Origin of the sequence: Actinomadura sp. DC4 (assembly GCF_030406325.1) — a bacterium.
GTDB lineage: Bacteria > Actinomycetota > Actinomycetes > Streptosporangiales > Streptosporangiaceae > Actinoallomurus.
On sequence record NZ_JAUEQY010000041.1, the window covers coordinates 54,363 to 78,821 of the forward strand.

The 24,459-nt window shown below is 71.5% G+C and carries 9 protein-coding genes (1 of these 9 cut by a window edge); all 9 read right to left on the reverse strand.

Annotated features, from left to right (window positions below):
- On the reverse strand, positions 1–16,820 hold the 5' portion of the coding sequence (locus QWU11_RS42040; RefSeq protein WP_290120174.1) for a toxin glutamine deamidase domain-containing protein. Its footprint begins 15,820 nt before the window's first position; the window shows 16,820 of its 32,640 coding nt (coding positions 1–16,820); its start codon is at positions 16,818–16,820; its stop codon lies off the left edge, out of view.
- Between the two features lie 220 nt (positions 16,821–17,040).
- Positions 17,041–17,373, reverse strand: coding sequence for a hypothetical protein (locus tag QWU11_RS42045; protein WP_290120175.1), 333 nt, complete (start codon positions 17,371–17,373; stop codon positions 17,041–17,043).
- A complete protein-coding gene (locus QWU11_RS42050) occupies positions 17,366–17,785 on the reverse strand; it encodes a YbaB/EbfC family nucleoid-associated protein (protein WP_290120176.1) in 420 nt (139 codons plus the stop codon). The genes QWU11_RS42045 and QWU11_RS42050 overlap by 8 nt, the downstream gene beginning before the upstream one ends.
- Before the next feature lie 37 nt (positions 17,786–17,822).
- Positions 17,823–20,108 carry a hypothetical protein gene (locus QWU11_RS42055; RefSeq protein WP_290120177.1) on the reverse strand — a complete coding sequence of 762 codons (2,286 nt, stop codon included), beginning with the start codon at positions 20,106–20,108 and terminating at the stop codon, positions 17,823–17,825.
- A gap of 50 nt (positions 20,109–20,158) precedes the next feature.
- Entirely contained in the window at positions 20,159–20,551 is a 393-nt protein-coding gene (locus tag QWU11_RS42060; protein WP_290120178.1) for a hypothetical protein, read from the reverse strand.
- An 87-nt stretch (positions 20,552–20,638) separates the two neighbouring features.
- Positions 20,639–20,929, reverse strand: a complete 291-nt coding sequence (locus QWU11_RS42065; protein ID WP_290120179.1) for a hypothetical protein — start codon at positions 20,927–20,929, stop codon at positions 20,639–20,641.
- A 40-nt stretch (positions 20,930–20,969) separates the two neighbouring features.
- Complete coding sequence (locus tag QWU11_RS42070) at positions 20,970–21,272, reverse strand: hypothetical protein (protein ID WP_290120180.1); 303 nt, start codon at positions 21,270–21,272, stop codon at positions 20,970–20,972.
- A gap of 53 nt (positions 21,273–21,325) precedes the next feature.
- Positions 21,326–22,741: a type VII secretion protein EccB gene (eccB, locus tag QWU11_RS42075; protein WP_290120181.1), complete on the reverse strand. Its 1,416-nt coding sequence runs from the start codon at positions 22,739–22,741 to the stop codon at positions 21,326–21,328.
- A gap of 45 nt (positions 22,742–22,786) precedes the next feature.
- Entirely contained in the window at positions 22,787–24,196 is a 1,410-nt protein-coding gene (gene eccD, locus QWU11_RS42080; protein WP_290120182.1) for a type VII secretion integral membrane protein EccD, read from the reverse strand.
- Between the last annotated feature and the right edge of the window lie 263 nt (positions 24,197–24,459).

Below are 24,459 nucleotides of genomic sequence, written 5' to 3' on the forward strand. Positions count from 1 at the left end.
TCGCCCAGTTCGTGGCCGGGGCCGAGGAACGGGTACGGGCCCTCCTCGTCGTCCCGGCTCGGCCGGTCCCAGGGCAGTGTGTCGGCGAAGTCGAACGCGGCGTCGTCATTCGTGGTCTCGCCGGCGATGAAGCGCCCGTGCCGCCACGGCGTCGGGTTGACCGCGACGGTGTGGCGCGGGAAGTTCTCGCTGGTGGGCAGGAACTGCAGGCTGCGGAAGGTCGCGGGCAGGTTCGCCTGGACGCCCTTCTGGCCGTCCAGGAAGACGATCCCCTCGCCGTCATGGACCACGTTGTAGATGTGGTCGACGTCGGTTCCCCGCTTCCCCACGAGGACCATCCCGCGCGCGCCCGGCCCGGCGGCGCGCATCGCGTCCACGATCGCCTGGTAGCCGGGGACGTCCACCGGGTCGCCCTTGCCCATGTTGGCCAGGAACTCATACGGCGAACGGCCGTCCGGGGAGACCTGGTAGAACGGCAGCAGGTCGGGATCCTCATCCGGGTCCAGGCGCGCCTCTTCCAGCGTGAGGTCGACGCCGACCGCGGCCAGCAGGCAGTTGGTCAGGAAGTCGCCGCCCTTGGCGTACAGCGGATTGATCTTGGGCAGCCACGTGTAGCCGCGCTTGAACGCGCCTTCCTCTCGCATGGACCGCGACCAGAAGCGTGCGGCGGGCCGCTCCGGCGGGGCGCTCAGGCCGGACGCGTCGTTCTCGGCGGTGTCCCGGGCGAACTCCCGGATGTCGGCCGTCCGCGCGCCGGCCGAGGGTCTGCGGGCCGGCCGGCCGGCGTCGCGCTCGATCGTCGCGCGGGAGGCGTCGGGGTGGAACTCCGCGCCAGGGACGTCCGCGAAGATCTGCGCGATCGTACGGCCCCGCCGCGACTCGTCCAGCCGCTTCAGGATGTCGGCGGCCGTACGGGACGCGGGCACGCCGGTCTCGGTCATGATGTCGACGGGGTTGAGCACGACCGAGATGGTCGCCGCCGTCCCGCCCTTGCTGGACCCGTCCGGCGTGTGTTCGGCGATCACGCTGTAGTCGGGCGTCGTGACGAGTTCCACGACCGGCCCCCGCAGGTCCAGGCCGCCGAGCTCGAAGGCGGTCTCCAGGAGCACGTCCGGCGCGCCGCCGCGGCCCTGTGGGAGCCGGTCGAAGGCGATCCGGTTGGCGAGGTGGGTGGCCAGGCCCCGGATGTCGCTCGGGTGGCCCGTGGGGAGGTCACGCAGCGCCTGCGCGACCTGCCCGCGGTCGACCGCCCCGCCGACCCAGTTCCCGCCGAAACCGTTGAGCCGGGAGTTGACCTCGCTCAGCAGATAGTCCGACACCTGAGTCCGTCCGCCCTGCGTCGAGGGCCCGGGCGTCCGGGTGGTGGTCGCGGGTCGCTCGGCCGGGCGGAACTCCTCGTTCAGTTCTTCGAGATCCGCCGCCGCCCGGCGCATGATCCCGAGCCGCTCGTACGCGCGGATGTGCGCCGGCACGTCGTCGTGCCCGGTCGTCGCCCGGCCCTGTTCGAAGCGCGTGACGAGCGCCCGCATCTGTTCGTCGCCCAGCCGGGCGACGGCCGGGTCCAGCCGCCCCCGGATGGCCCGGAACTCCTCGACCGCGTGCCGCATGCGGCGTACCAGCGCCTCGGTCAGGATCCGGAGCTGGTCACGGGCCGCGTCGACGGCCATCGGCTGCTCCGGCCGCGCCCTGTTCCAGGGGAACGGCGCCGCGCGGCGATCCGTGCTCTCGGCGGCCCGGAAGTGGCCGGGCGTGCGGATGATGCTGAGCCGATCGGCACCCTCCGGCCCGAGCGGGGTGACGTACCGGTCCTGGACCAGGGTGAGCGGCAGGCCGAGCTCGTACGCCGCGAGCTGCGCGACGAGGTCGCCCGCCTCGTTGTACCAGGTGTCCATCTGCCGGATCTGGTCGGCGAGCCTGCGCTGCTGGGTGGCGATCGGGTCGCCGCCGTCGACGACGCGGAAGAAGTTCGCGTACCGCGACGGCAGGCCCTGGTTCGCCACCGCGAGGTCGGCCTCGAGCCGGTCCGCGAGCCAGCCGCGCAGCGTCCGCACCGCCGTCCGGTCGCTGGCGCGCGGTCGCAGGCCGGGGATCTGCGCGGCCAGGTACGGGCCGGCGATGGCGATCAGGCCGTGGTAGAAGCAGTTGTTGTCCATCGGCACCTCGACGGGCCGCAGCCGGCGGCTGCGGAGCGTCTCGTCGAGCAGCCGCTGGTCGAAGGCCACGCTCTCCGCCCGCATGGCGCGGTCGTCCGCCTCCGTGGCCTCCTTCGACGATGTGCCGGCCCCCTTCGAGGAGGTACCGGCCCCCTTCGCCGGTTTCTTCGCCGGTGTGGCCCCGAGCGGCCGGGCGACGACGAACGTGTGCGCGCCGTCGTCGAAGTTGGCCAGGCCGGTCCGGTCCGCTGAGGTGAGGGCCCGCTGGACGCCACTGGTCATCAGCCGGTAGCGGCCGTCGCGCAGCACCATGGCGGCGCCCGTGCCCCGCTGGCCGGTGTAGTAGATCATCGTGCCGCGCGGCAGCGTCGCGGGAAGCCGCCGGGTCACCTCGACGGACCGGTTGGTGCTGAACGCCAGGACCGAGCGGACCGTCTCCACGAGCTCGCCCGTGGCCTTCGCCACGGAGAGGAACAGGGTCGCCTGGTCCAGCGCGTCGGCGAGGACCTGCGTCTCGGTGATCTCCTGCGGCCCGTCGCGGAGCAGCCAGGACACCGGGGTGTACGCGGCCACCGCGCCCAGGTCCTGCCAGCCCGGACGGTTCAGGCCCGCGGTGATCCGATGGTGCCCGGCCTCGTTGACGTACAGGTGCGCGCCGGCCGGCAGCGGGCTGTCCACGTCCGTACGCCGTGGAGTTTCCGCGGGCGGGTCGGCGCGGCGTTTGCCCTTGTCCCGCCCGCTCCCCGACTGGGTCCCGGCCCCGCGCCGCGACGCGCTCCCCTGGTGTGAGCCGGTGAAGCGCCGGCTTCCGAACGGGGTGCCGCCGCCCGTCCGGGTCGGGTCGGGGTCCGGGGTGAACACCTTGGCCGGCTCCTCGCGGCTTCCGGCCCGCACCCGGCTGATCACGATGGTGTGCGGCGACTCGTTGAGCGCGTCCTGCACGCCCCGCTCCGTCACCCTCTGCGTGCCGTTCTCCCCGCCGAGGAACAGGAGGTAGTGATCGGACATTCGCACCGCGGCCCCGGTGAACCGCCGGCCGGTGAACCAGATCCAGGTTCCGGCGGGCAGGTCGTCCGGGAGAGTGTCCGTACGCTCGGTCGTCCGGGTCGGCCGCTCACCGAACGCCCGCTCGACCCGCTCCACGGCCGGCCGCGGATCTCCCTCGAAGAACCGCACCGTGTCGCCCAGGCCGGTACGCGCCAGATCCTGCACGGTGACGCCCTCCCGGGGCGCGCCCTGGGCCAGCCAGTACACCGGCGCGAAGTCCGCCAGCGGGCCGAGCGGCGTCCAGTCGACGCTGACCTGCCCGGCCGGCCCGACCCCGTGGTGGCCCTGCTCGTTCCGGTACAGGTGCGGGTTCTCCGGCAGCCGGCTCCGCGTCGCCGTGGCCAGGCTGACGATCCGGGTCTCCGGCGGGCCCTGCTCCGCGGCCCTGGCCTCGTCCTCGGCTGCCAGGGCGTTCTCGAACGCGCTCGCCGACCGGGACAGCGCACGCCGCGCGCGCTCGGCCGTCGCCCGCGGGTCCTGCCGGCGCGCCCCGCGGTCGAGCCGGTGCGCGATGGTGGCGATCGCGATGTCGCGCAGTGGGCCGAACGACCTCTCGATCGGCGCCGACCCGGCCAGTTCGCCCGGCGGGTCGAGCAGCATGCCCTGCTGGTCCATGTCGAGTGTGTGGAGCCGCGTCGCGTCTTCCGGCGGCAGGACCGAAACGCCGGACTCCGCCTCGAACCACAGGATGTCGTCGTCGTGGTTGACGACGATGAACCGCCCGCCGGTCCCGGCCGAGTCGGTGGTGACGGCGAGAGAGACCGCGCCCGGCCCCGCCGTGCGCAGCGTACGCTCCAAACCGCGGATCGCATCGGCCATCGTCGGCGCGGACCGGTTCCGGTACGCGCGGTCGACCCGGCGCTGCTCCGCGAGCCACTCCAGTTCCGTGACGTCCTCGTCGGCTCGCCGCACGGTCCCGTCGTCCCAGTGCGCCCGCCCGGTGGCCTCGGTCTCGCGCTCGGTCCTGCGCAGGTCGTCGAGCACCACCTCCGCGTCGGCCGCCTGCGCGCGTGCGTGCTCGAGGCGGCGGGCGACCTCGCGGCGGTCCCGGTTCACCTCGGCGAGCCGGGCCCGCCGCCGTTCCTGGGCGGTGTTCCCGTCCTTGATCCGCTGCTCGAGCTTCGTCACCTCGGCCGGATCCTGCGTGTTCTCCATCCTGAGCCGGACCAGCTCCGCGTGACCGTCCGACACCTCGCCGTGCCCGCGATGGAAATCGTCCTCGGCACGGGTGATGTCCTGGGCCAGGGCCGTGTGCTCGCCCTCGAGGAGGGTGACCTCCGCGTGCCACTCCTGGGCGGCCGCCAGGGCCCGGTCGAACAGGCCCGGGAGCGCCGCGTGCACGGCCTCCAGGTGTGCACGGCGCACGGCGATCTCAGCCGACACCGCCTGTTCGAAGGTCTGCTGGCGGGCCCAGGAGGTGCGGTAGAAGTGACTCAGCTCGGCCGCGCCGATGCCGTGGGCCACCGCGAGACGGCGGGTCTCGGCGGACCAGAGCCCGCCCCGCGTCGCCTGGTCGGCGCTCAGCCGCGTGTCGTTGAAGGTCGTCGGATCGAAGGCGTAGATCCGCCCGCCGGGGTCGACCCAGCTTCGCCGTACGCTCCCGTTCGGCTGCTCGACGTCCACCCGGATGTGCGCGTTCAGCTCGTGCGCCACGTCGCGGGCCAGATACACCGGGTCGGCGGAGAACAGCGACGCCTCCGGCGGCAGCGCGACGGGACCGCTGGACGGGTCGACCAGGTGGCCGTGGACCCGGTTCACCTCCCGGATCAGTGCGGTGATCTCGGCGTCGACCGGGTTGGTCAGAGCGGCGATCATGGCGTCGTCCGACAGGGAGGCCAGGGTCTGGAAGCGCTCGAGAGAGGCCGGGTTCCGGACCTCGTCCCCCAGCTCTCGCGCGGTCCGCAGGTCGTCGCGAATGGACCGGATGGCCCACTGCAGCATCGCCCGGTACTCCCGTGACCGCGCGCTCTGGCCGTAGGTGAGCACCAGCGGGCCGTTCGCGCCGCCCCGCTCGCGGATGTGGGTCACGATGCCGTGGTGGGCGCGCGACGCGTCCCGGTTGCTCCGCGCCGCGTCGCTCAGCAGCGAGGGCAGGTCGAACCGGCGCGCGTTGTCCAGGCCGAGCCAGGCCGCCGGGTTCACCCGGTCGCGCAGCGCGGTCTCCATCCGCTGCCGGTCCGCCCTCATCTGGGCGCGCATCTCCTCGTACTGCGCCTCGAACATCTCGACGTACACGTCGCCGGTGATCGGGTCGCTGCGCACGATCCCGCCCACGTTGTGCGACTTGCGGAAGAGGTGGTGGCGGGTCTTCTGCGCCTCGATCCAGAACTGGCCCCGCATCCGTACCAGCAGCGTCGAGCCGAGCTCCTTGGCGTGCTGCTCCCGCCGGTAGTTCTCCGTTCCGGAGCTGTTCTGGTTCGCGGACGTGACCCGGCTGCCCGAGTTGTTGAACTCATAGAAGTGGTCCGGGCGCTGCGGCGGGGAGCCCTCCGGCAGGGTGGGAAGGGGGTTGATCTTGTCGGTGCCCGTGAGGCCGTACTCACCGACCGTCCGGACCAGATCCGAGCTGTTGTTGAGCGTCGTGCCGCTCTGGTGCTTGATGTAGCGGCCGGTGCCCGTACCGCCGTCGCCCATCCGGCCGATGACCTGGGCGTCGTACAGGTCGCCCTGGAGCCACATCGTGGCGCGTTCGCTGGAGTCGCCGGGGATGAACAGGTCGTCGGCCAGCTTGTACCGGTCGCCGCCCGTGGCCTCGCGCAGGTGGTTCGTCATGTGCGACCGCGACATCAGCACCGGCAGCGACAGGCTGGAGCGGGTCTTCGGGTCGTTGGCCTTGGCGCCCAGCGCCTTCTCGTACCAGCGCGGCCCGAACATCCCGCCCAGCATCTTGCGGGCGACCGGCAGCGCGTCGTCCAGGAGGGTACCGGTGACGTAGGCGTTGCCCGGCAGCTTCGGCAGCGAGACGAGGTTGCGGACCTGGCTCGGGCCGCGGATCGCGCCGGCCTCGGCGAGGGCGCGCGGCACCTGGAGGTTCAGCGTGCCCCTCACCGTGGTGTGCGAGGTCGCGCCGTGGCGGGTCCACCGCTTGAAGCCGCTCATCAGCAGGTTGTTGAGCGGGCGGCCGGGCATCTTCAGCCGCCGTACGGTCACCGTCAGCTCGTGCCGGAACCGCACGCGGTAGTGGCCGCTCCAGTCGTAGACGGTCTGCTCGGTGACCGCGTTCTCCCCGCGGTTCGTGCCGCGGTGGTGCCCCTCGGACGCCTTGAGGTCGACCGGGCCGCTGGCCTTGTCGCCACCGGAGTTGAACTTGGCGAACACCCACGCCTGGGAGCCGTCGCGGGACTTTGCCTTGGACGTGCCGATGTAGCCGTGGGAGTAGTTCTCCAGACCGGTGTCCGGCTTGAAGTCGTGCACCTCGGGCTCGGAGATCAGGACGTCGGCGAGGTTGATCTCCACGACGTCGGACAGCAGCCATCCGGTGGGGTTGACCAGGTAGATGGAGTAGCCGCCCTTGGCGAGCACCTCGTCCCACATCGCCTGGTCGCGTCCCCGGGCGAAGATCGCCTGCAGCGCGTCGACGCTGCCCTGCATCCGGCCGATCCGCCGGCCGTCGCCGTTCCAGATCTCCGCGCCGGCCGCGAGCAGGCCGGGCGCCACCCGCTCGATCTGCTCCCGGACGATCTGGTAGGTGGACCTGTTGTCGGCGTACTCCAGGTCGTGCACGCCGGTGTGTCCGAGGATCCGGCCGTTCGGGTCGTTCCGGGTCAGGTACTCCGGCATCTCCATGTGCTTGTACGGGACCGGCGCGTGCTCGAGGGTCTGCCCGAAGGTGGTGTTGAAGCGCTCCCGTACGTGCGCGGTACCGACCGGCGTGCCTCCGGTCTTGTGCCGCTCGGCGAGCTTGCCGGCCAGTGAGTGGCGGTTGAGGTTCATGCCGGGCGGCAGGGCCGGCACCTCGGTCTGCCAGCGCGTCAGGGCCGCGGCCACCACGTCGCCGCTCAGCCGTACTCCGCCGCTCTTCCAGTCGGTGAGGACCTGCCGCAGCCGGGCGTCGCCGAGCGCCGGCCCGCCCTCGGCGTACGCGACGACGTCGGCGGGCATCTGCGGATAGAGGTACAGCTCCTCCGGGTCGCGCAGCGTCTGTGCGAACTCCCGGTTGAAGTCCTCCCGGACGTCGCGGTCCAGGATCCGGGACGCGCCGGACTCGTGCATGAGCGCCAGCGAGCGGACCAGTTTGCGGCGCCGGATCCGGGCGTCCGCCGGCAGGACCCGCGTCTCCTTCTGCCAGCGCATGAGGATCTTCGCGGCGAGGTCGCCGCTCAGCTTGAGCTGGCCGTTCTTCCAGCGGAGCATGGCGTCTTTGAGCTGGCTGTCGGAGACCGGAAGCTCGTATTCCGCGTAGCGGGTGAGCGCCTCCGGCTCGGGCAGGAGGTAGACCACCGTCTTGCCGGGCAGCGGCACCTGGCGATGTTCGGGACTGCCGCTGGGCCACAGCTTGGAGTGCTTCTCCCTGCGGCTGCTGACCTGGAGGTTGGCCGTGGTCTGGTAGGCGTACACCCGGTTGAAGTCGAGCTGGATGAGCTCCTTGCCGCCCGTGCGGCCGCTGCTCGTGGACCGGTTGTGCTGCCAGTGCCGGTTGGCGTCCGTCTCGCCGGTGAGGTTGGCGTGTCCGGCGGTGCCCCCGAACGCGAGGTCGAGCTGGTCCCAGGTCCAGCCGGTGGAGCTGGTGTCGGTCAGCCGGTTCTCCGCCAGCCAGAGCTTGATGACGCCCAGGACGAACTTGTCGCTCGTCGCCCCGGTGAACCGGGACGGGCCGAGGTCGCCGCGGACGTCCATGGCGCCGAACGTGTCACGGAACAGGCCCGTGTCGAACGGCCGGTCGGTGGTGTACTCCCCGTTCAGGATCTCCTTCAGGTGCGCCCGCATCTCGATGGTCCCGGCGAAGGTGTCCCGGTCCGAGGAGGCCGGGCCGGCCGGGTCGGTCATGTCGCCGAGCGCCTCGATCGCCTCCCGCGCCCCCGTGGTGTCGAAGAAGTAGACGACGCCCTGGTCGAGGACCTCCTTCGGCGTCGGGCCGGCGGAGATCGGGCCGTTCTGGGTGCCGGCGCCGAGCGGCAGCAGGAACGCCTGCGCGGTCTGGCCGTTGACCGCGATCACATTCGGGTCGCGCCGGCCCTTACGGACCTTGCCCGTCTTGCCCGAGTGCTGGTACTCGATGTGGATCTCATAGTCGCTGGTCAGCGTGAACTCGTCCACGATCCCCGGGTATTCCAAGAGCTCGGGACGGTTGTTGAGGAAGCCGAGCGAGTCGCTGGCACCGACGGTCCGCTGGAACTCGATGCCCATCGCGGCCGCCTTCAGGTACTTGAAGAGGCCCTTCATCTTGATGCCCCACGCGACCTTGCGCGCGTGGCTGAGGGAGATGCCGGCGGTGTCCATGCCCATCGCCAGGTTGACCGTGTGGTACTCGTTAGTGCTGCGGATGAACCGGGGCGGGTTCGCGACGTTCCGCCTCGCCCTGATGGTGACCTTGGCCGAGTCGACGTCCCAGTCCACTCCGACGCCGCCGCGGCGCTTGCGGAGCGTGAAGGTCATGCCGTCCTGGTGGACCTGGTCGTAGTGGGAGTCCAGGCCGCGGCTGGAGACCATCTTGTCGACGAGCTCCATGTTGTCGATCAGGCTGTCGGTCTTGTTCCCGTGCCCGTACCAGGCGTAGTCGCCGAACGGATCGTTCTCGTCGGCGGGCAGGAAGCCCTGTTCTCGCAGCGCGCGCTTGAGCCGCCGCTGGATCCGCTTGACGGTGTTCGGGTCGACCATGACCAGGCCCATGCCGACGCCCCTGCCGTCGGCGACGTACTGCGGCACGGGCTTGGTGGCCGGGTCGCCCGGGCGCGTGCCGGTGTTGCGGATCGCGCCTTGCCTGTACGGCTGGGTGCCGCCGTGCGCCGGCGGGTTCTTCAGCGCCTTCCGGTCGACCGAGAAGCCGTGCTCGTACGCCGCCGCCTCCGGCATCCGGACCAGCGCCTCGCCGGGGACCCGCCGGGTGGTGCGCGGCGCCCCCCTCCTGCGGCTGCCGCGGACGCTGACCGTCGCCCGGTGCTGGAACGAGACCCGGTTCGCGGTGGTGTGCGACGTGTTGCGCGGCACCAGGACGTTGAGGCCGACCCGGCCCGACGAGATGCCGTCGGTGTTGGTCGACGTGTAGGAGAACGAGGTGCTGACGCCGAGCCCGAGCTCCTTGATCCCGGTCGGGTTCGGCATCAGGTCGAGCTCCGCGCTGAGCGGGGTCACGGTGCTGCTGTTGGTGATGGTGTGGCCGCCGCTGGAGCCGTCGATGGCGGTCCGTACGTTCTCGATGTGCGCCTTGTCGCTGGTCGCGCCGACGCGTACCGCGCCCCCCTGCCGCGTGGATTTGATCGCCACCGTCGCCACCGGGCGGCCGTACTCGTTGTGCAGGATGATCCGGTAGCCGCCCTTGTCGTTGACGGCGGTGTCGAGGTGCGCGCTGAGATTCCAGACCTTCTGCAGCAACTCCTCGCGCGTCGGACTGCCGAGCGGCAGGTCGAGCCCCTGCCCGCGTAGCGTCTCCACGATCTCGTCGAACAGCCGCGGGATGTTCGTCAGACCCGACGCGAAGAAGAACGGCGGCAGCTTCCGGTTCTTTCTCCCGATGCCGGTCGCGGTGACCTGAGCCGGCGCGGGGATCTCGAGGTAGTGCTCGGGGATCCACAGCAGCAGCTTCTCCGGGCTCCGCCCGCCGAGCCGGTGGACCGTGGTGTTGGCGGCCCAGCTCTGGTTGGGGTCGGTACGCAGCTTGAACGACCAGTTCGGCGTGTACGAGATCAGGCGCGCCTCGGTCCGGTTGTCCTCGACGTGCCCGCCTTCGGCGTCGGCGATGTGCGTGTTGGACCGGCTCGACTGGTTGGTGACGCCGGACAACGACGCGCCGACCTTCAGCACCTGCAGGACGCCGGGGGTGAGGCCGATGCCGAAGTTCAGCGCGATCGCGCCACGGGTCGCGCCCGTGTTCCCGGAGTGGACCTGCGTGTGCGCGCCGGTCGCGTACGTCGCGTTGATGGTGTCGACGGCCTGGTGCTCGCCCTCCACCGGAGGCAGGTTCGACTCCGTGAGCGTCGAGCCGGCCGGGTTACCCAGGGTGTGCGGGTCGGTGGGGTTGAGCGTGATGAGCAGTTCGGCGTTGCCGATGGGCACCTGGAAGCCCTCGGTGCCGTTCGCGGCGTTGGTGCCGAGCAGGTACGGGTAGTTGGCCAGCAGCCGGTGCGCGAGAAGGTTCATCTCGTTCTCGGTGTAGCGCACCCCGGCGCGGTCCATCTCCCGCCGGATCTGCCGGAGGAGCTCCGGTATCCGCGGCAGGCCGGCGCGTGGCACACCGATCGAACGGATCATCGGGTCGGCCGAGATCGGCATCGACGCCGGCTGCGACGGAAGCGCGGGGTCGTCCGGCGGCTGCGGCGGTCTCGTCGACTCGTCGCGGCGCCGGCGCGCGTTCGCGTCGGAGGAGGACGAGGCCAGCGGATCGGGCTCGGGCTCGGGTCCGGAGCCCTTCTTCCTCGGCTCTCCCCCCTTGCCGACCTTGCCGGCCTTGGAGGAGCCGAGCAGCTGCATGGGGATCAGCTCGCCCGTGGTCTCGCCCGGGCCGAAGACGCGGAACGGCTCCGGCTCCGACATCGCGTCTCCGGAGCGGCGCGTGACCAGGTCGCCGGTCTCCAGGTCGAACACGGCCTCGTGCGGCGTGGCGAGCACGGGCTCGTCCAGCGCGCGCGAGAGCGGCTCGGCCACGCTCGCGCCGCCGGACATCAGCAGGAACGCGGTCATCCCGGGCGCGCGGCTCCCGATGGCGGCGGCCAGCGCGTCCACCGAGATCTCCTTGCCGCCGGCCATCACGCGGCCGCCCTCGACGGAGCCGATGACGAAGACGACGCCCTCGGGGAGGGTCTCGTCCAGCTTGGCGATCGTCTCGACGTCGAACTTCGGCCCGTTCTCCGGCGCGCCGGGCAGCCAGAGCGCCACCGTACGGGTGCCGGCCATGCCCACCCGGATCTGGCCGAACAGGTCCTCGATCGGCATCCGCTCCGGCGACGGCTTCGTGTCGGTCTCGGGCACGGTCTCGGTCTTGGTCTCCTGGGACTTTCCCTTCAGGTCGCCGTCGCGGCTCTCGTTCTCGTGCTCCTGCTCGGTCTCGTCCTCGGTATCGGTCTCGTCCTCGTCCTCGGTGTCGGTCTCGTACTCCTCCTCGGTGTCGGCCTCCTCCTGGACCTCCTGCTCCTCGACCTCTTCGGCGAAGCGCACCTTCTTCTTGGGCGCGGCCGGCGGCCGTTTCGCGGTGGAGGACATGGCCTCGGCCAGGCTGCGGGCGAGTTCCACGCCCGCCTGGGGGCCGGACCGGGCGATCTCGGCGGCGACCAGGAGCAACCGCTCCCGCTGGGCCGACTTGCCGCCCTGCTCGGAGAGTGGCCCGGTGACCACCTCGCGGAGGATGGAGTCCGCCTCGGCCAGGAGCTGCCCGGACCGGATGCCGGACATCAGGCCCAGGGTCGTACGGGCCCGGCCCAGGTCGTTCTTGGCGGCGTTGGAGAAGCCGGTCACGAACCGCGACTGGCCCTCGGAGTCGGCCGGTCTCGGCACGCCGAGGATGTCGGCCGCGAGGTTCTCGGCGGCCTGGTGCCCGGCCCAGGGGATCTCGGCGGCGGCCAGCAGCCAGACCAGGGCCAGCTGCCGGGCGTTGCCCCGCTTGCCGACGAGGGACGGGGTCTTCCCGGTGAGGTTCGAGACGATCACCCGGGCCTCGTTGAGGACCTGGACGTAGTGCGTCTCCGCGTTCTTCTGCAGCAGGTTCAGCGTCATCTGGGCGATGTCCACGCGGTCGTTGTCGACCTTGACGCGCGGAACCGGTGTGGGCGCGGGTTCGTCGAGATCGTGCATCAGCTTCCGCGCGAGATCCTCCCCGGCCGGCCGGCCGGAGCGTGCGATCTCGGCGGCCACCAGCACCCCGGCCCGGTCGACCCGCGATATCAGGCCGCCCCGGTCCTGCCGGCCGGGCACCCGCCCGCTCAGGTCCCCCACGATCGTGGCGGCCTCGTCCATGACCTCGGCGCGCCGCGTCTCGTCCAGCCCGCCCAGCGTCGTACGCGCCTGCCCGAGGCTCGTACGGGACGGCGTGGCGGCCGGGGTGCCGGTCGCAGACGACGCGGTGTCCCGGCTCTCCGTGTCCGCGGGGGTCGGGGCATGCGGCGTCGGTGTCCCGTCCGACAGCCTTTCCGGGCCGGTGTTCTGCCTTTTACGTGAGGTCTCCGGCGGGATCGTGGTGCTCTGGTCGGCCGGGGAACGCTTTCCGGGCTTCGGCGTGGCGTCCGACCGCGAGGGCTTCGCGGCCGGCTCCTTCTTCACGGCCTCCTTCTCGGGGGCCTGTTCGGTGCTCGTCTCGGCAGGCGATGGGCGTTCGGGCTGCTCGGTCATGGTGACGGTGCCGTTGCCGGACCGCTGCTGGACCATCCCGCGCTTGTCGCCCGCGGCCGTCGCGGGATCGCCCGTCTCGGTGGCCGGATCGCGTACGTCGTCGAAGGTGACGATCGCGGGCTTGGTGAACGGCTTGGCCGACTTCGCCGTCTGGGCCCCGCGACGGGCCCGTTCGGCCTTGGCATCGGCGCGCGTCCGGTTGTCCAGGCCGGGGATTCCGGTGCCCTTGCCGTTGCCCTCGCCCAGCACCTCGCCCGGGCCGGCGAACGGCTCGGTCTCCGGCCGGACCGGCCCCGTGGTCGACGGGTCGGCGGCGGTCATCGGGCCGTCGAAGCCCTTGCCGGTGCGCTGGAGCGCGACCCGGCGGCCCCCTTCGGCCCGCCGCCTCGCACGCTCGGCCTCGGCCCGCCGGTGGTCCCGTCCGCGGAGGCCCGCGATGCCCTCGCCCTTGCCGTCGCGCTCGCCCAGCTCGTGGCCGGTGCCGGCGAACGGCTCGGCCGCCTCCTTCACCGGCTCGTCCGGCGGCAGGTCCGCGAAGGTCATCGGGTCGTTGCCGTACCCCTTGCCGACCTGCGGGGGCTCCGGCGGACTCGGTACCTTCGGCAGCGGCCGGCCCTCCGCGGCGGCCGCCCTCTCCGCGGCGGCCCGGTCGGTGGCCGACTGTGTCCGTACTCCGTTGTCCAGGCCGGGGATTCCGGCACCCTGGCCGTCTCCTTCGCCCAGCTTCTGACCGGGACCGGCGAACGGACTCTTCTCCGCGGCCGACTCCTCGGCCTGCTGCCGGGCGGCGAGGTCCTTCACGTGCCGGGCGGCCCACTCGGCGCGGGCGCGCTTGTCCAGCCCGGTGACACTCGTGCCCTCGCCGCCGCTGCCGAGCGTGCGGCCCCGGCCGGGGAACCGCTCCGGCTCCGTGTCCGGCGGCAGGTCGTTGACGGTCATGGGGCCGTCGCCGTACCCCTTGCCGGCCCGTGTGGGCTCGACCGGGCGGGCGGGCTTGGCCGGCTGTCCGGTTCCCTGTTCCGCGGCCTTGCGCTGGGCCTCGGCCTTGTCGGTGGCCCACCTCGCGCGCGTCGCCTTGTCGACGCCCGGGATCCCGCCCGTGCCGTCGCCCTCGCCCAGCTCGTGGCCCGCACCCGAGAACGGCGTGGTGGGCGGCTTGCGTTCCGTCCTGGGCGTCGGCAGGTCGTTGACGGTCGCCGGGTCGTTGCCGTAGCCCTTCCCGCCGCGGCGCGGCCGGAGCGTGGCGGGCTTCTTCTCCTCGGCCGGCGGGTTCTGCCCGGCCTCCTCGGCGGCCTTCCGCTCGGCTTCGGCCTTTTGACGGGCCTCGGCCTTCTCGGTGGCCCACCTCGCGCGCGTCGCCTTGTCGACACCGGGGATCCCGCCCGTACCGTCGCCCTCGCCCAGCTCCCGGCCGGGGCCGAAGAACGGGTACCGGCCCTCCTCGCCGTCCTTGCTCGGCTGCGACCAGGGCAGCTTCTCGACGAAGCCGGTCTCGGAGGTGTCCTCATTCGTGGTCTCGCCGGCGATGAAGCGCCCGTGGCGGCCCGGCGCCGGGTTGACCGTGATGGTGTGACGCGGGAAGTTCTCGCTGGTGGGCAGGAACTGCAGGCTGCGGAAGGTAGCGGGCAGGTTCGCCTGGGCGCCCTTCTGACCGTCGAGGAAGACGACCCCGTTGCCGCCGTGGACGACGTTGAAGATGTGGTCGATGTCGGTGTTGCCCGTACCCACGAGGACCATTCCGCGCGCGCCCGGCCCGGCCGTGCGTACGGCGTCCACGATCGCCTGGTAGCTCGAGACGTCGACCGGGTCGCCCTTGCCCATGTTGGCCAGGTATTCGTACGGCGAACGGGCATCCGGGGAGACCTGGTAGAAGGGCAGCAGGTCGGGGTCCTCGGTCGGGTCCAGGCGCGCCTCTTCGAGGGTGAGGTCGACGCCGATCGAGGAGAGCAGGCAGTTGGTCAGGAAGTCGCCGCCCTTGGCGTACAGCGGATTGATCTTGGGCAGCCACGGATAGCCGCGTTTGAACGCGCCGTCGTCGAGCCTGGACTCCGTCCAGAAGGGCGCGGTGACCGGCCCCAGCGTGCTCTCCACCAGCCTTGGCCGCCCGCCGTTCGCGGGGAAGCTCATCCAGTGGACGCCTCCGCGACGGCCGTTCCCGATCTGGGCGCGGTCGACTCGCGCGACGACGTCGACGCCGAGCCGCTTGGCGGCGGCCTCGACCTCGGTCGCCGGTGCCGTGCCGGTCACGATGAGCCGCTCGGCGAGCGGCAGGTCCGACGAGGTCACGGCGGCGAGACTCTCGGCCGGCATCACGGCGGCGTCCTTGGTCACCACCTCGGGCAGCCGGGTGTAGGGGTTCGCCACGTCCTCCTCGACGCGCCCCGGTACGGCCGGCGCGGGGGTCTCGCCACGGCGGAACGGGTTGGGGTTCTGCGGCCGGCCGGTCTCGGCGGGGGTCTTGGTCGTCGGTGTGGTCTGCGGGCCGCCGTTGGACCGGCTCGCCGGGCTGGTGCCGCTCCGGCCGTTGCCCTCCTGCTTCGCGCCGGCGGTGGCCTCGTTCTCGGTGCCGGGCGATCGTGTGTCGTTGGGGGTCGTGGGTGGGGTGGTGGTCGTGGACCGGTCGCGGTTGCGGAACGGGTTGTTGGAGGTTGTCTCATCCCGGCTTGTGCTGCTTTGGGGTTCGCTGCTCTTTTGCGTGGTGGCCGGGGATCGGGTGGGGCCTTCGGTGGAGGAGGAGTTCGTGGACCGGCTGCCCGAGGCTCCGGCGGTCGCGGGCTCGCCGCTCGTACGGCCGTTGGAGCGTGACGGCGTCGCCGGCGCGGGGTCCTCGCCCGTACGGCCGTTGCGGCCGGACGGCACCGAGGTCGAGGAACTGGTCTCTCCTGGGCGTCCCGTCGTCCCGGACTGACGCGAGGGCGGCGTCGGCGTCGTGGACGAGCTCCCGGACCGGCCGTTGCCCTCCGTCGTCGACCGGCTCGGCATCGAGGACCGCGACATCGTGTCCTTCGGCGGAACCGCAGGCGGCGTCTCGGACCGCGAAGCACCCGAGAACCCGTTCTTCGGCGGGACCGGCGGCGCGGTCGTCCCCGAACCGCGGCCGGTCGAAGACGAAGACGAAGAAGAAGACCCGCGTGAGGAGTCCGTCGAGGACGAGGATCCGCGCGAGGAGAGGAGGGGTTCGGTCTCGGAGTGGTCGTTGGTGAATGAGGTGAGGGATTCGGTGGCGCCGACGACAGAAGGGGAGGACTGGTCGGAGTCGTTCTCCTCGCCGTCGCCGAGGCGCGTGTAGCCCTCGCGTACGGGTTTGGGGACCGCCAACGCGGTGCCGATGCCATGACCCATCTGGGAGGCGATGCTTCCGGCCATCCCGGAGGTGAAGGAGAACGGGTTGAACTGGAAACCCTGACCGTTCGCCGCCATCACCACGCCCTCGGTGATCGCCTCGTGCAGGCCCTCCTCCGCCATCTCGATGATCGCCGGCACCCCGATCTCGACCAGCCGGATCCGCAACGGCTTGTCCGCCGCCTTCAACAGATTCGACGCCACATCCTTGGCGACCTTCGAGATCGGCGCGTTCTCCATATTGCGGGCCGCGCCGTTCACCGCCCGCACCACCACCGGCGCCAGCACCGAGATCTCGACATCCCGGCTCAACACCCGCGACAACACCTTCGTCAACCGCGACGCGACCTGATGACTGATCGCCGCGAACGGCAACGACAACGCACCACCGACCGCACCGACCTCCACCGCCGAGATCGTCGCCTTCACATCCCACTCAGACCGGGTGTGCTTCGCGAACTGAATCGCCTGCGTCAGAACATCCAACGCCAGCTGGAACGCGATTCCGAACACCTCGGCCAGGACGAACTGCAGAATCAGCCGCCCCCACCACGTCTCCAGCAAGAAATCCACAATGGCCATCCGACCCGCCAGCCACGTCATACTCGCGCCGTCGGTCCAGAACGCCATCGCGATCGCCCACGCGATCTGAGCGATCAACAAGATCAGCTCTTCGATGGAGATGATCTTTGTGTACTCCACCTGCGTCGACGCGTCCAGCAGGAACTTCTTCAACTGCCGGAACTGCGCCGCCGCCTCCGGGATATATCGCGGATCATCAAGCGCATACGGCGCCATCATGTCCGCGAACTTGATCGCCGACTTCCCCGTGAAATCCGACCTGATCTTCTGAACCACCTGAATCAGAGACGGCGCCAGCTCATTCTCCAGGCGATCACCCGCAGTACCCCAGGCGTTCCCGACCTCCCGCAACGCATCCTCATTCGCGGTCGGCCACCGCTCCCCCGTCAAAACGAGGAACAGTCCCTGAACGCCCTCGGGCACCTCGATCGCCATGACGTCAGCGCCTGTGCCCGCCGTGGGATTCGTCGATCGTCGTGTCGTCGACGTTCCCGAAGAGGCCGCCCAGGTCGATGACCTTCCCGCCGTGCGTGTCCACGAGGTCCTTCAGGTCCTTCAGGAACTGCAGGCTCGCATCCGCGCCCGGGTAGTAGTTGGTCTCGAAGGACTTGCCGACGTCGCCGTTCCCGCCCAGCGTGTGGCCGTACTTGTCGGTGAGGTTGAAGAGGTCTCCGTAGATGCTCGCCGCGAGGGTGGCGAGGTGCTTGACGTTCACGCCGCCGCGTTCGAGCGCGTCGATGTCGACGGAGAACGTGCTGTCATCGTCAGCCATCGCTGCCCGCGCCTTCCCTCTTGGTCTCGGCGGTGGCCCGCGCCGTGGTGACCGCGGCGTCGAACATCGCCTCCATGTCGAAGTCACCGTTGACCGGCATGCCGAGCCCGTCGGGGAGCAGGCCCGTGAGCGTGCTCGCCGCCGTACGGGCCGCGTCCTCCTGGGCCTCGCGCACGATGTCGACGATGCGTTTGGTCAGCTCCGCCGGAGCGAGCTTGCGGTAGCGGGTGCCCTCCAGCGTGAGGTCGACGAGCCGGCCGCGGCTGTCGACGGTCGCGGTGATCATCCGGTCCTTCGACATGGCGGACCCGGTGAGGCTCGCCATGTGCTCGGTGGCCTCCTTGATCCGGGCCTGCTCGGCTCGTAGGTCGGCGATCGCGTGTTCCAGATCGAAACCCTGGGGGTTCGACATCCCCTTCTCCTTTCTGTGGACTGCCGGCTGTTCGTGGTCATGCCGTGCCGGGGGCCTGTTCGCCGGCCTCCGCGGCCTCGTGCTCGGCCTGTTCGACCGGACGCGGGCGTCGTGGGGCGTCCGCACGCCGCTGCCTGCGGGTCGGCCCGGTCAGCGGGATCTCCTCGGCGTCGAACTCCTCCTCGTCCGGGCGGCCGACGACTCCGGAGCCGACGGATGCCCGGGTGCCCCAGATCTCCTCGTCCTCCGACAGCCAGGTCTGCCGCTCGCGTTCCTGCGGTTTCTCGCCGCCCGCGCCCTGGCCGCCCATCATCGGCGGGAAGAACGGGACGCCGCCGTCGCCGCCTCCGGCCCCGCCCGAGGACCCGGCCGCGCCGTTCATGCCGGGGCTGCCACCGGTGAACTGCGAGCCCATTCCGCTGAGACCGCCCAGCCCGCCGCCGGCTCCGGATCCGAGCCCGGCCCCGCCGGCGCCGCCGAGGCCGCCGCCCAGCCCGCCGCCCAGCCCGCCGAGGCCGTTAAGGCCGTTTCCGGCTCCGCCGAGGCCGTTGAGGCCGTTTCCGGCTCCGCCGAGGCCGCCGTTGGCTCCGCCCAGTCCGTTGGCCCCGCCGAACCCGCCGAGACCGTCACCGGCCCCACCGGGACCACCGCCGAGGCCGCCCGCTCCGGCACCCGCTCCGGCACCGGCGCCCAGCCCGCCACCCGGGTCGAAGTCCTTTCCGGGGTCGGAGCCGAAGCCGCCCGCCCCGTCTCCGCCCGGAGGCAGGGCGGTGTTCGACTTGCCCGAGCCGGCGGGCAGCTTGGAGCCGTTTCCGCCGCCGCTGCCGTCGGGTGCTGTGATGAGCCCGTCGCCGGGACCGTTCTCGTCGAACGCACCGTCCGCGCCGGGCCCGATGCCGCTCTTGGATCCCGAGCCGTTTCCGTCGCCGCCGGCGCCTCCGCCCGGAGGCACCAGGCCGGGCACGAACGCGCCGTCGGCCGGAGGACCGTCGGCACCGCCATTGCCGCCGCCCGGCAGGTTGAGCCCGCCATCGCCGCCACTGCCGTCGGCGCCCGGCAGGTTGAGGTCGCCGTTTCCGCCGCCGCTGCCGTCCGGGGGCGGGATGTTCCCGCCGCCGCTGCCGTCCGGGGGCGGAATGTTCCCGCCACCGCTGCCGTCCGGCGGCGGAATGTTCCCGCCACCGCTGCCGTCCGGCGGCGGAATGTTCCCGCCACCGCTGCCGTCCGGCGGCGGAATGTTCCCGCCACCGCTGCCGTCCGGCGGCGGAATGTTCCCATCGCCGCTGCCGTCCGGCGGCGGAATGTTCCCATCGCCGCTGCCGTTCGGCGGCCCGTTGCCGTTGTCCGTGGGGATGTGCGGCGGCGTCTCCACCGGTGGCGCCGTGATCTCGATCAGCGCGCTGGTCGCCAGGACGTACTTCGGGGCGAGTGCCGCGATCGCGGGCTGCGCCGTTTCGTCGAGCATCGTCCTGAGCAGAAGCAGCAGGTTGTCGGTGAAATCCTGGTTGATCTTCGCCCATCCGTCGGCGGTGAGCAGATTGCCCTTCGGATACTCCGCCAGGACTCTCCGGATGTAGGCCTTCCCGGCATCCACGTTCGAGTTGAAGCTGTTGAGCACGTAACCGGGCTGGCCCAGCTGGATGCCCACCTGGATCAGGTAGTCCATGATCGAGTCCATGAGCCCGGCGATGCCGTTCGTGACCCAGTCGCGCATGTTCAGCGTGATCGCGGTGTTCCAGCGCCCCGACATCGTCGCGTTGAAGTTGGCGAGCTCGGTGGCGGCGTCGCCGACGACGTCCGCGATCGGCCGCCCGTGCCGCGAGTTGACCTGTTCGTAGGTGTCGGCCAGCCCGTCACCGTTCGCCTTGAGCCGCCACTGGATCAGGGACGCGGCCTTGCCGCGAAAGCCTGAGTCGTCGGAGTCCAGCCGGTTGCTCCACGACGTCATGCCACCCCCGACGGCCTGGGCCCAGCCGCCGAAGTTCCGGATCGCTCCCTCCAGGTCCTTGAGGGTCTGCTGGTTCATGCTGCCGCGCTTGCCCAGCGCGACGTCCGGCATCATCTCGTCGATCGTGTTGACCGCCGTGGTCCACGCGGCGACCGCCTCGTGGTTGATGTTGGCGCCGTAGAAGTAGACGCCCCAGGCGTGGTAGGGGAGCTCGTCCTTCTCACTGGGGCTGGCGTCGAAGGTGAACCAGTTCGACTTGGCGACCGCATGGAGGTCGACGCCCTCGCCGGTGAGCGCCTTGAGAGCCTGTTCGAACGTCCATTCCGTCCAGTTGTCGGTAGTGGGGATGCTCAGGCCGCCGGATTCATCCGCCATGGCCCTCCCTCCTTCCTGCTCGTGCGGTCAGCCATAATCGATTGCCGGCGTCAGGTCGCCGGGGTGCCCCCGCCCACGTCCGGATACTCCTGCGCGAACTTCGAGGCGTCGTACGTGGTCAGGTCGTTGGTGTTGTCGAAGACGTCCTCGGCGTTCTTGAGCGCCGTGAAGAAGGCCCGTACGTCCGTCTCGTAGCCGGTGAGGCGGGTGTGCACCGAGGTCCCGAACGTGGCCGCCTGCGCGACGAAGTCCTTCGCCACCGGCCAGTCCGACGAACCGGGGTGAAACCGGGAGTTCAGCGTGGTGTCGAGCTTCAGGTCGGCCGACGGGCCCAGGTAGGCCGGAGTCGTGTCGAGGACGTTGTCGACGTCCCGCAGATAAGCGATCAGCTGGTCGTAGTGCGCCTTGTCGAATGACGTGATCTGGCCGTCGTTGTGCCCCATGGTCTCCTCGTTTCGCGAAGGGGGAATGCCCCGGGGCCGGTGGGCCATCGGTTCGGCCTCGTCGGCCCCGGGGCGGGAATCACCAGGTCAGGACATGACCCGGGCGCCGTGGTTGTCGCCGTCCTGAAACGTCTCGGCGACGCTGATGGAGGACTGGGTGTGGGTGTTGAGCTGGCTCTTCATCTCGGTGTAGGACCGGTTCCAGGTGTTCTGCTGGTCCTCCCACAGCGGCGTCGCCTTACCGTTGCTGGCCTGGGCGATGCGGCTGAGGGTCGTGTTGAGGTCGTCCATGATCGCGTCCATGCGTACGACCTGGCTGACCAGGCCCGAGTTCACATCGCTGTAGCCGCCGTGGTTGACGGTGAACTGATCTGCCATCGATTCGCGCTCCTTTGAAAGGTCGGGAGAACGGGCTTCGTTACTTGGCGCCCGCGGTGGTCTCGGTGCTCGTGTTGCGGTTGACCTGCAGAAGCGCCGTGGCCTTCTGGTTGAGGTCGTTGAGGTTGTTCACGCAGGCGTGGAAGTCGGTGTTCCACGTGGCCAGGTGCCCGGACAGGATCTGTCCCGAGTCGGAACGGTTGGCGTCGACGAGCGCGTCAGTGTGCGACTGCACCGTCTGGTTGACGGTGTTCATCTCGTTGACGGCTTCGGAGGTCTTGGTGATGATCTGCTGCAGGTCGGCGTCGCTGAAGTGGTAGGTCGAAGGGTCGAAGTCGGCCATGTGCCTCTCCTCAGGTGAGTGAATGCGTTGGGGAATCGACGAAGGTCGGGCGGCTATCCACCCCCCGAGCCGAGCAGGCGGAGTACGGGTCCGGTGGGGAGTAGTGCCAGCAGGTCGGCCGGTACGGCGACCGCGGCGGAGGCCGAGTAGCCGAGCGCGGTGGCCGCGTCGGCGTTCTCGACGGGGAATTTGGCGCCGTCCTCGGTCACCAGATAGAGCCCCTCGCCCGGCACCCCGGGCGCGGGAAGCGTGCGGGCGATCAGGCCCGCCCTCGGTGCGACCTCGACCTGGTCGGCGATCCGGTTGCCGGATGAGTCGCCGGCCAGAGCCGTGCCCGACGCCACCGCGGGCACCGCGTTCGCGGCGGTGACCGGTACGGCCGGCACCGTCACCAGCGACGTCTCGACCCGGTTCCCGGCCGGCACCGAGCGGACGCACGGCATCCGGCCGGCCGTGACCGCCTCGATGGTCGGCGGCGCGGCCGGCAGTTGCGCCATCCACGCCGGCGTCGGCAGCACCGTGGACGCGGCGAGCGCGCCCGGGCTGAGGTCGCGGGTCCCGACGGTCCCGCCGGGATAGGCCTTCGCGGTCTCCGGGTCGCTCAGCGCGAGCGCCGCCGCGGTCTGCGTCATGGGCTGGAGGCCGCCGGTGGTCAGCAGGTAGAGGCGCTGGTCCCCGCCCGCGCCGCGGACGATGAAGACCTCGCCGACGTTGGCCGCGTGCCCGTCCAGGTCCGGGGCTTTGCCGCCGACGCCGGGGGTCACGGGCGGGGGGAGGTCCGGCCCGGCGGGCAGGGTGTCGATCCACGCGTCGCGTACGCCGATCGCGGCGCCGTCGGAGAAGCCGAGTGCCCGCGTCACCCACGGCGCGGTCACCCGCAGCCGCCGGCCGCCGGTCACGAGGTAGGTGGTCCCGTCCGAGGTGCGGACCAGCACCGCCTGGCGGGGGGACAGCGGAACCTCGTCCGCGCCCGAGCCGATCAGGAGGGACAGCGCGGGCTTGGAGCCGGTCGAGGACGCGCAGGCCAGCCAGGGCCCGTCGCCTCCGCCGGAGTCGGGCAGTGAGTCGGGCGCGCCGTTGATGCCGACCGGCCCGCCGCGCGGCACGTCCCTCAGCGACTTGGTCGGCACCGAGTCGACGGTCAGCTTCGCGCCGAGCAGCAGCCGCGCGGAGGCGTAGTTCAGCACCGGGTGCAGCCGCCCGTCGGCCAGCACGTACCGGGTGCCGGTCCCCTTGTCCAGGATCAGCGTCCCGGGCTTGCGCCATCCGGACGCACCGCCCGGGGAGACGAGGGAGAAGACCGCGAACCCGGCCACCGCCAGCGCCGCGACCAGCGAACCGATGATCAGACCGCTCCACGAGCGGCGCAGCGGTGGTACGGCCATGTCGGGCTCGGCGCGCAGCAGCGCGGAGACGAGCCGGCCGACCATGAACCCGTGCGCGTGTACCTGGTCACGCCGGTTGTGCACGACACACCTCCGATCCGCGCGTCATCTCGCTCAGGTTCATTTCGCTCACGCCCATCCCGCACGCGCCCTCGCGTACAGCCCGACGACCGCGAGCACCAGCGGGACCACGGCGATCGCCGTGGTCGTGTGCATCAGGTCCGCGACCCGTCCCCAGTGCGGCAGCAGCCGCCGTCCCGGCAGGGTCCGCGCGACCGACAGCAGCAGCCCGGCCGTCAGCATCAGGCCGACCACCACCACCGGCCGTACGTTCGCGGGCTGGTCGAGCGTCAGGTCCAGCAGGACCGCCGCCAGCCCGGCCACTCCGGGCGCGAAGACCGCGAGCCGGGCACGTACGCCCAGCAGGTCGCGCCCGTGCAGGAGCAGCAGCAGCGACGCCACGGCCGCCAGGACCCGCGCGGAGATGCCCGGGGTCGTGCCGAGCACGACGAGACAGCCCGTGACGATCACGCCCAGGCCGACGTACAGCGACCCGATGTGCTCGTGCGCACGCGCGGTGCGCTCCAGGACGATGCGGCTGGGCTCGGGGTCGATCCCCTGCTGGAACTCGTCGGGGCTGGTCGGCAGCGGTGGGATGCGCAGGCCGGCGAAGCGCGAGGCGATGACGGGCACCGCCGCGCCGACCACGAGGGCGGCCGCGAGCACGATCGCCGCCGCACCCGCCGTGTGCGCCGTCCCGAGCGTGACCAGGAGGCCGCCCAGGCCCATGAGGATCGCCGCGAACACCGTCGCGGTGAAGCCGGCCAGCACCCCGCCGACGGCGGGCCGGGCCAGCGCGGCCATCGTCGCCGCCCACGCGCCGGCGGCCAGCAGGCCGGGCGCGCTCACCAGGTCACCCGGGGTCAGTGACCGCGCCTCGCCGGCCGGCAGCGCCAGCCCGGCGACGACCGTGAACCCGATCGAGCCGGCGGCCAGCAGGATCCCGGCCGCCCGGTCGCCGAGCGCGCGGGAGGCGGCCGCCGCCCCGAGAAGCAGGAAGACGCTCGCCGTCCCGGCCACGAGCGTCGCCATCGTGCCGGTGCCGCTCATCGGCGCGACCGCCACGCCCAGCGCGAGCGCCGCGCCGACCAGGGACAGGACGAACCGCCGCGTCGTCTCGGGCCGCCAGCGGTCCGCGCGCTCGGAGGTGCCGGTGGCCACGCCGTCGACCAGGTCGTCGAAGTCGACCGGCGGCAGATGGTCGGCACGCGGGCGCAGGTGCAGGACGTCGCCGTCGTACAGGCCGAGCGCGGCCGTGCCCAGGTCCTCGTCCAGCGGCGGCTCGCCGAGCCGCTGCAGCACCCACCCGTCGTGCCCGAAGCCGGCCGCGGCCAGCTCAGGACCCAGATGATCCAGGAAGGTCGGCAGCAGGTCGGCCACCGGCACATGGGCCGGCACCGCCAGCTCGATCCGGGAGGCCGGCCCGCAAATCGTCAGCCGGCACATCTCGCCGGAACCCAGTGTCTGCGGAGTCGCCATGCCAAGAACACGGCTCTCGGTTCGCCGGGAGTTCACTCACCGGAAACACGGCTGCTCCGGAACCGTACGGGCACCGGGAGCCGTGCCTTAGGGAAAGGGGACCCACCGAGACGCCCCTGGGAAGGACCTCTGGTCGTGAGTACGACGCTGTTCCGGCGGCCGCCACGGCAGTCACCGCCTGAGATGCCCAGTGGAGAGTTGTCCCTGCAGGAGCCTCCGGTCCTGCCGGAGGCGCCGACGGGCAACATGGGCATGTTGTTGAT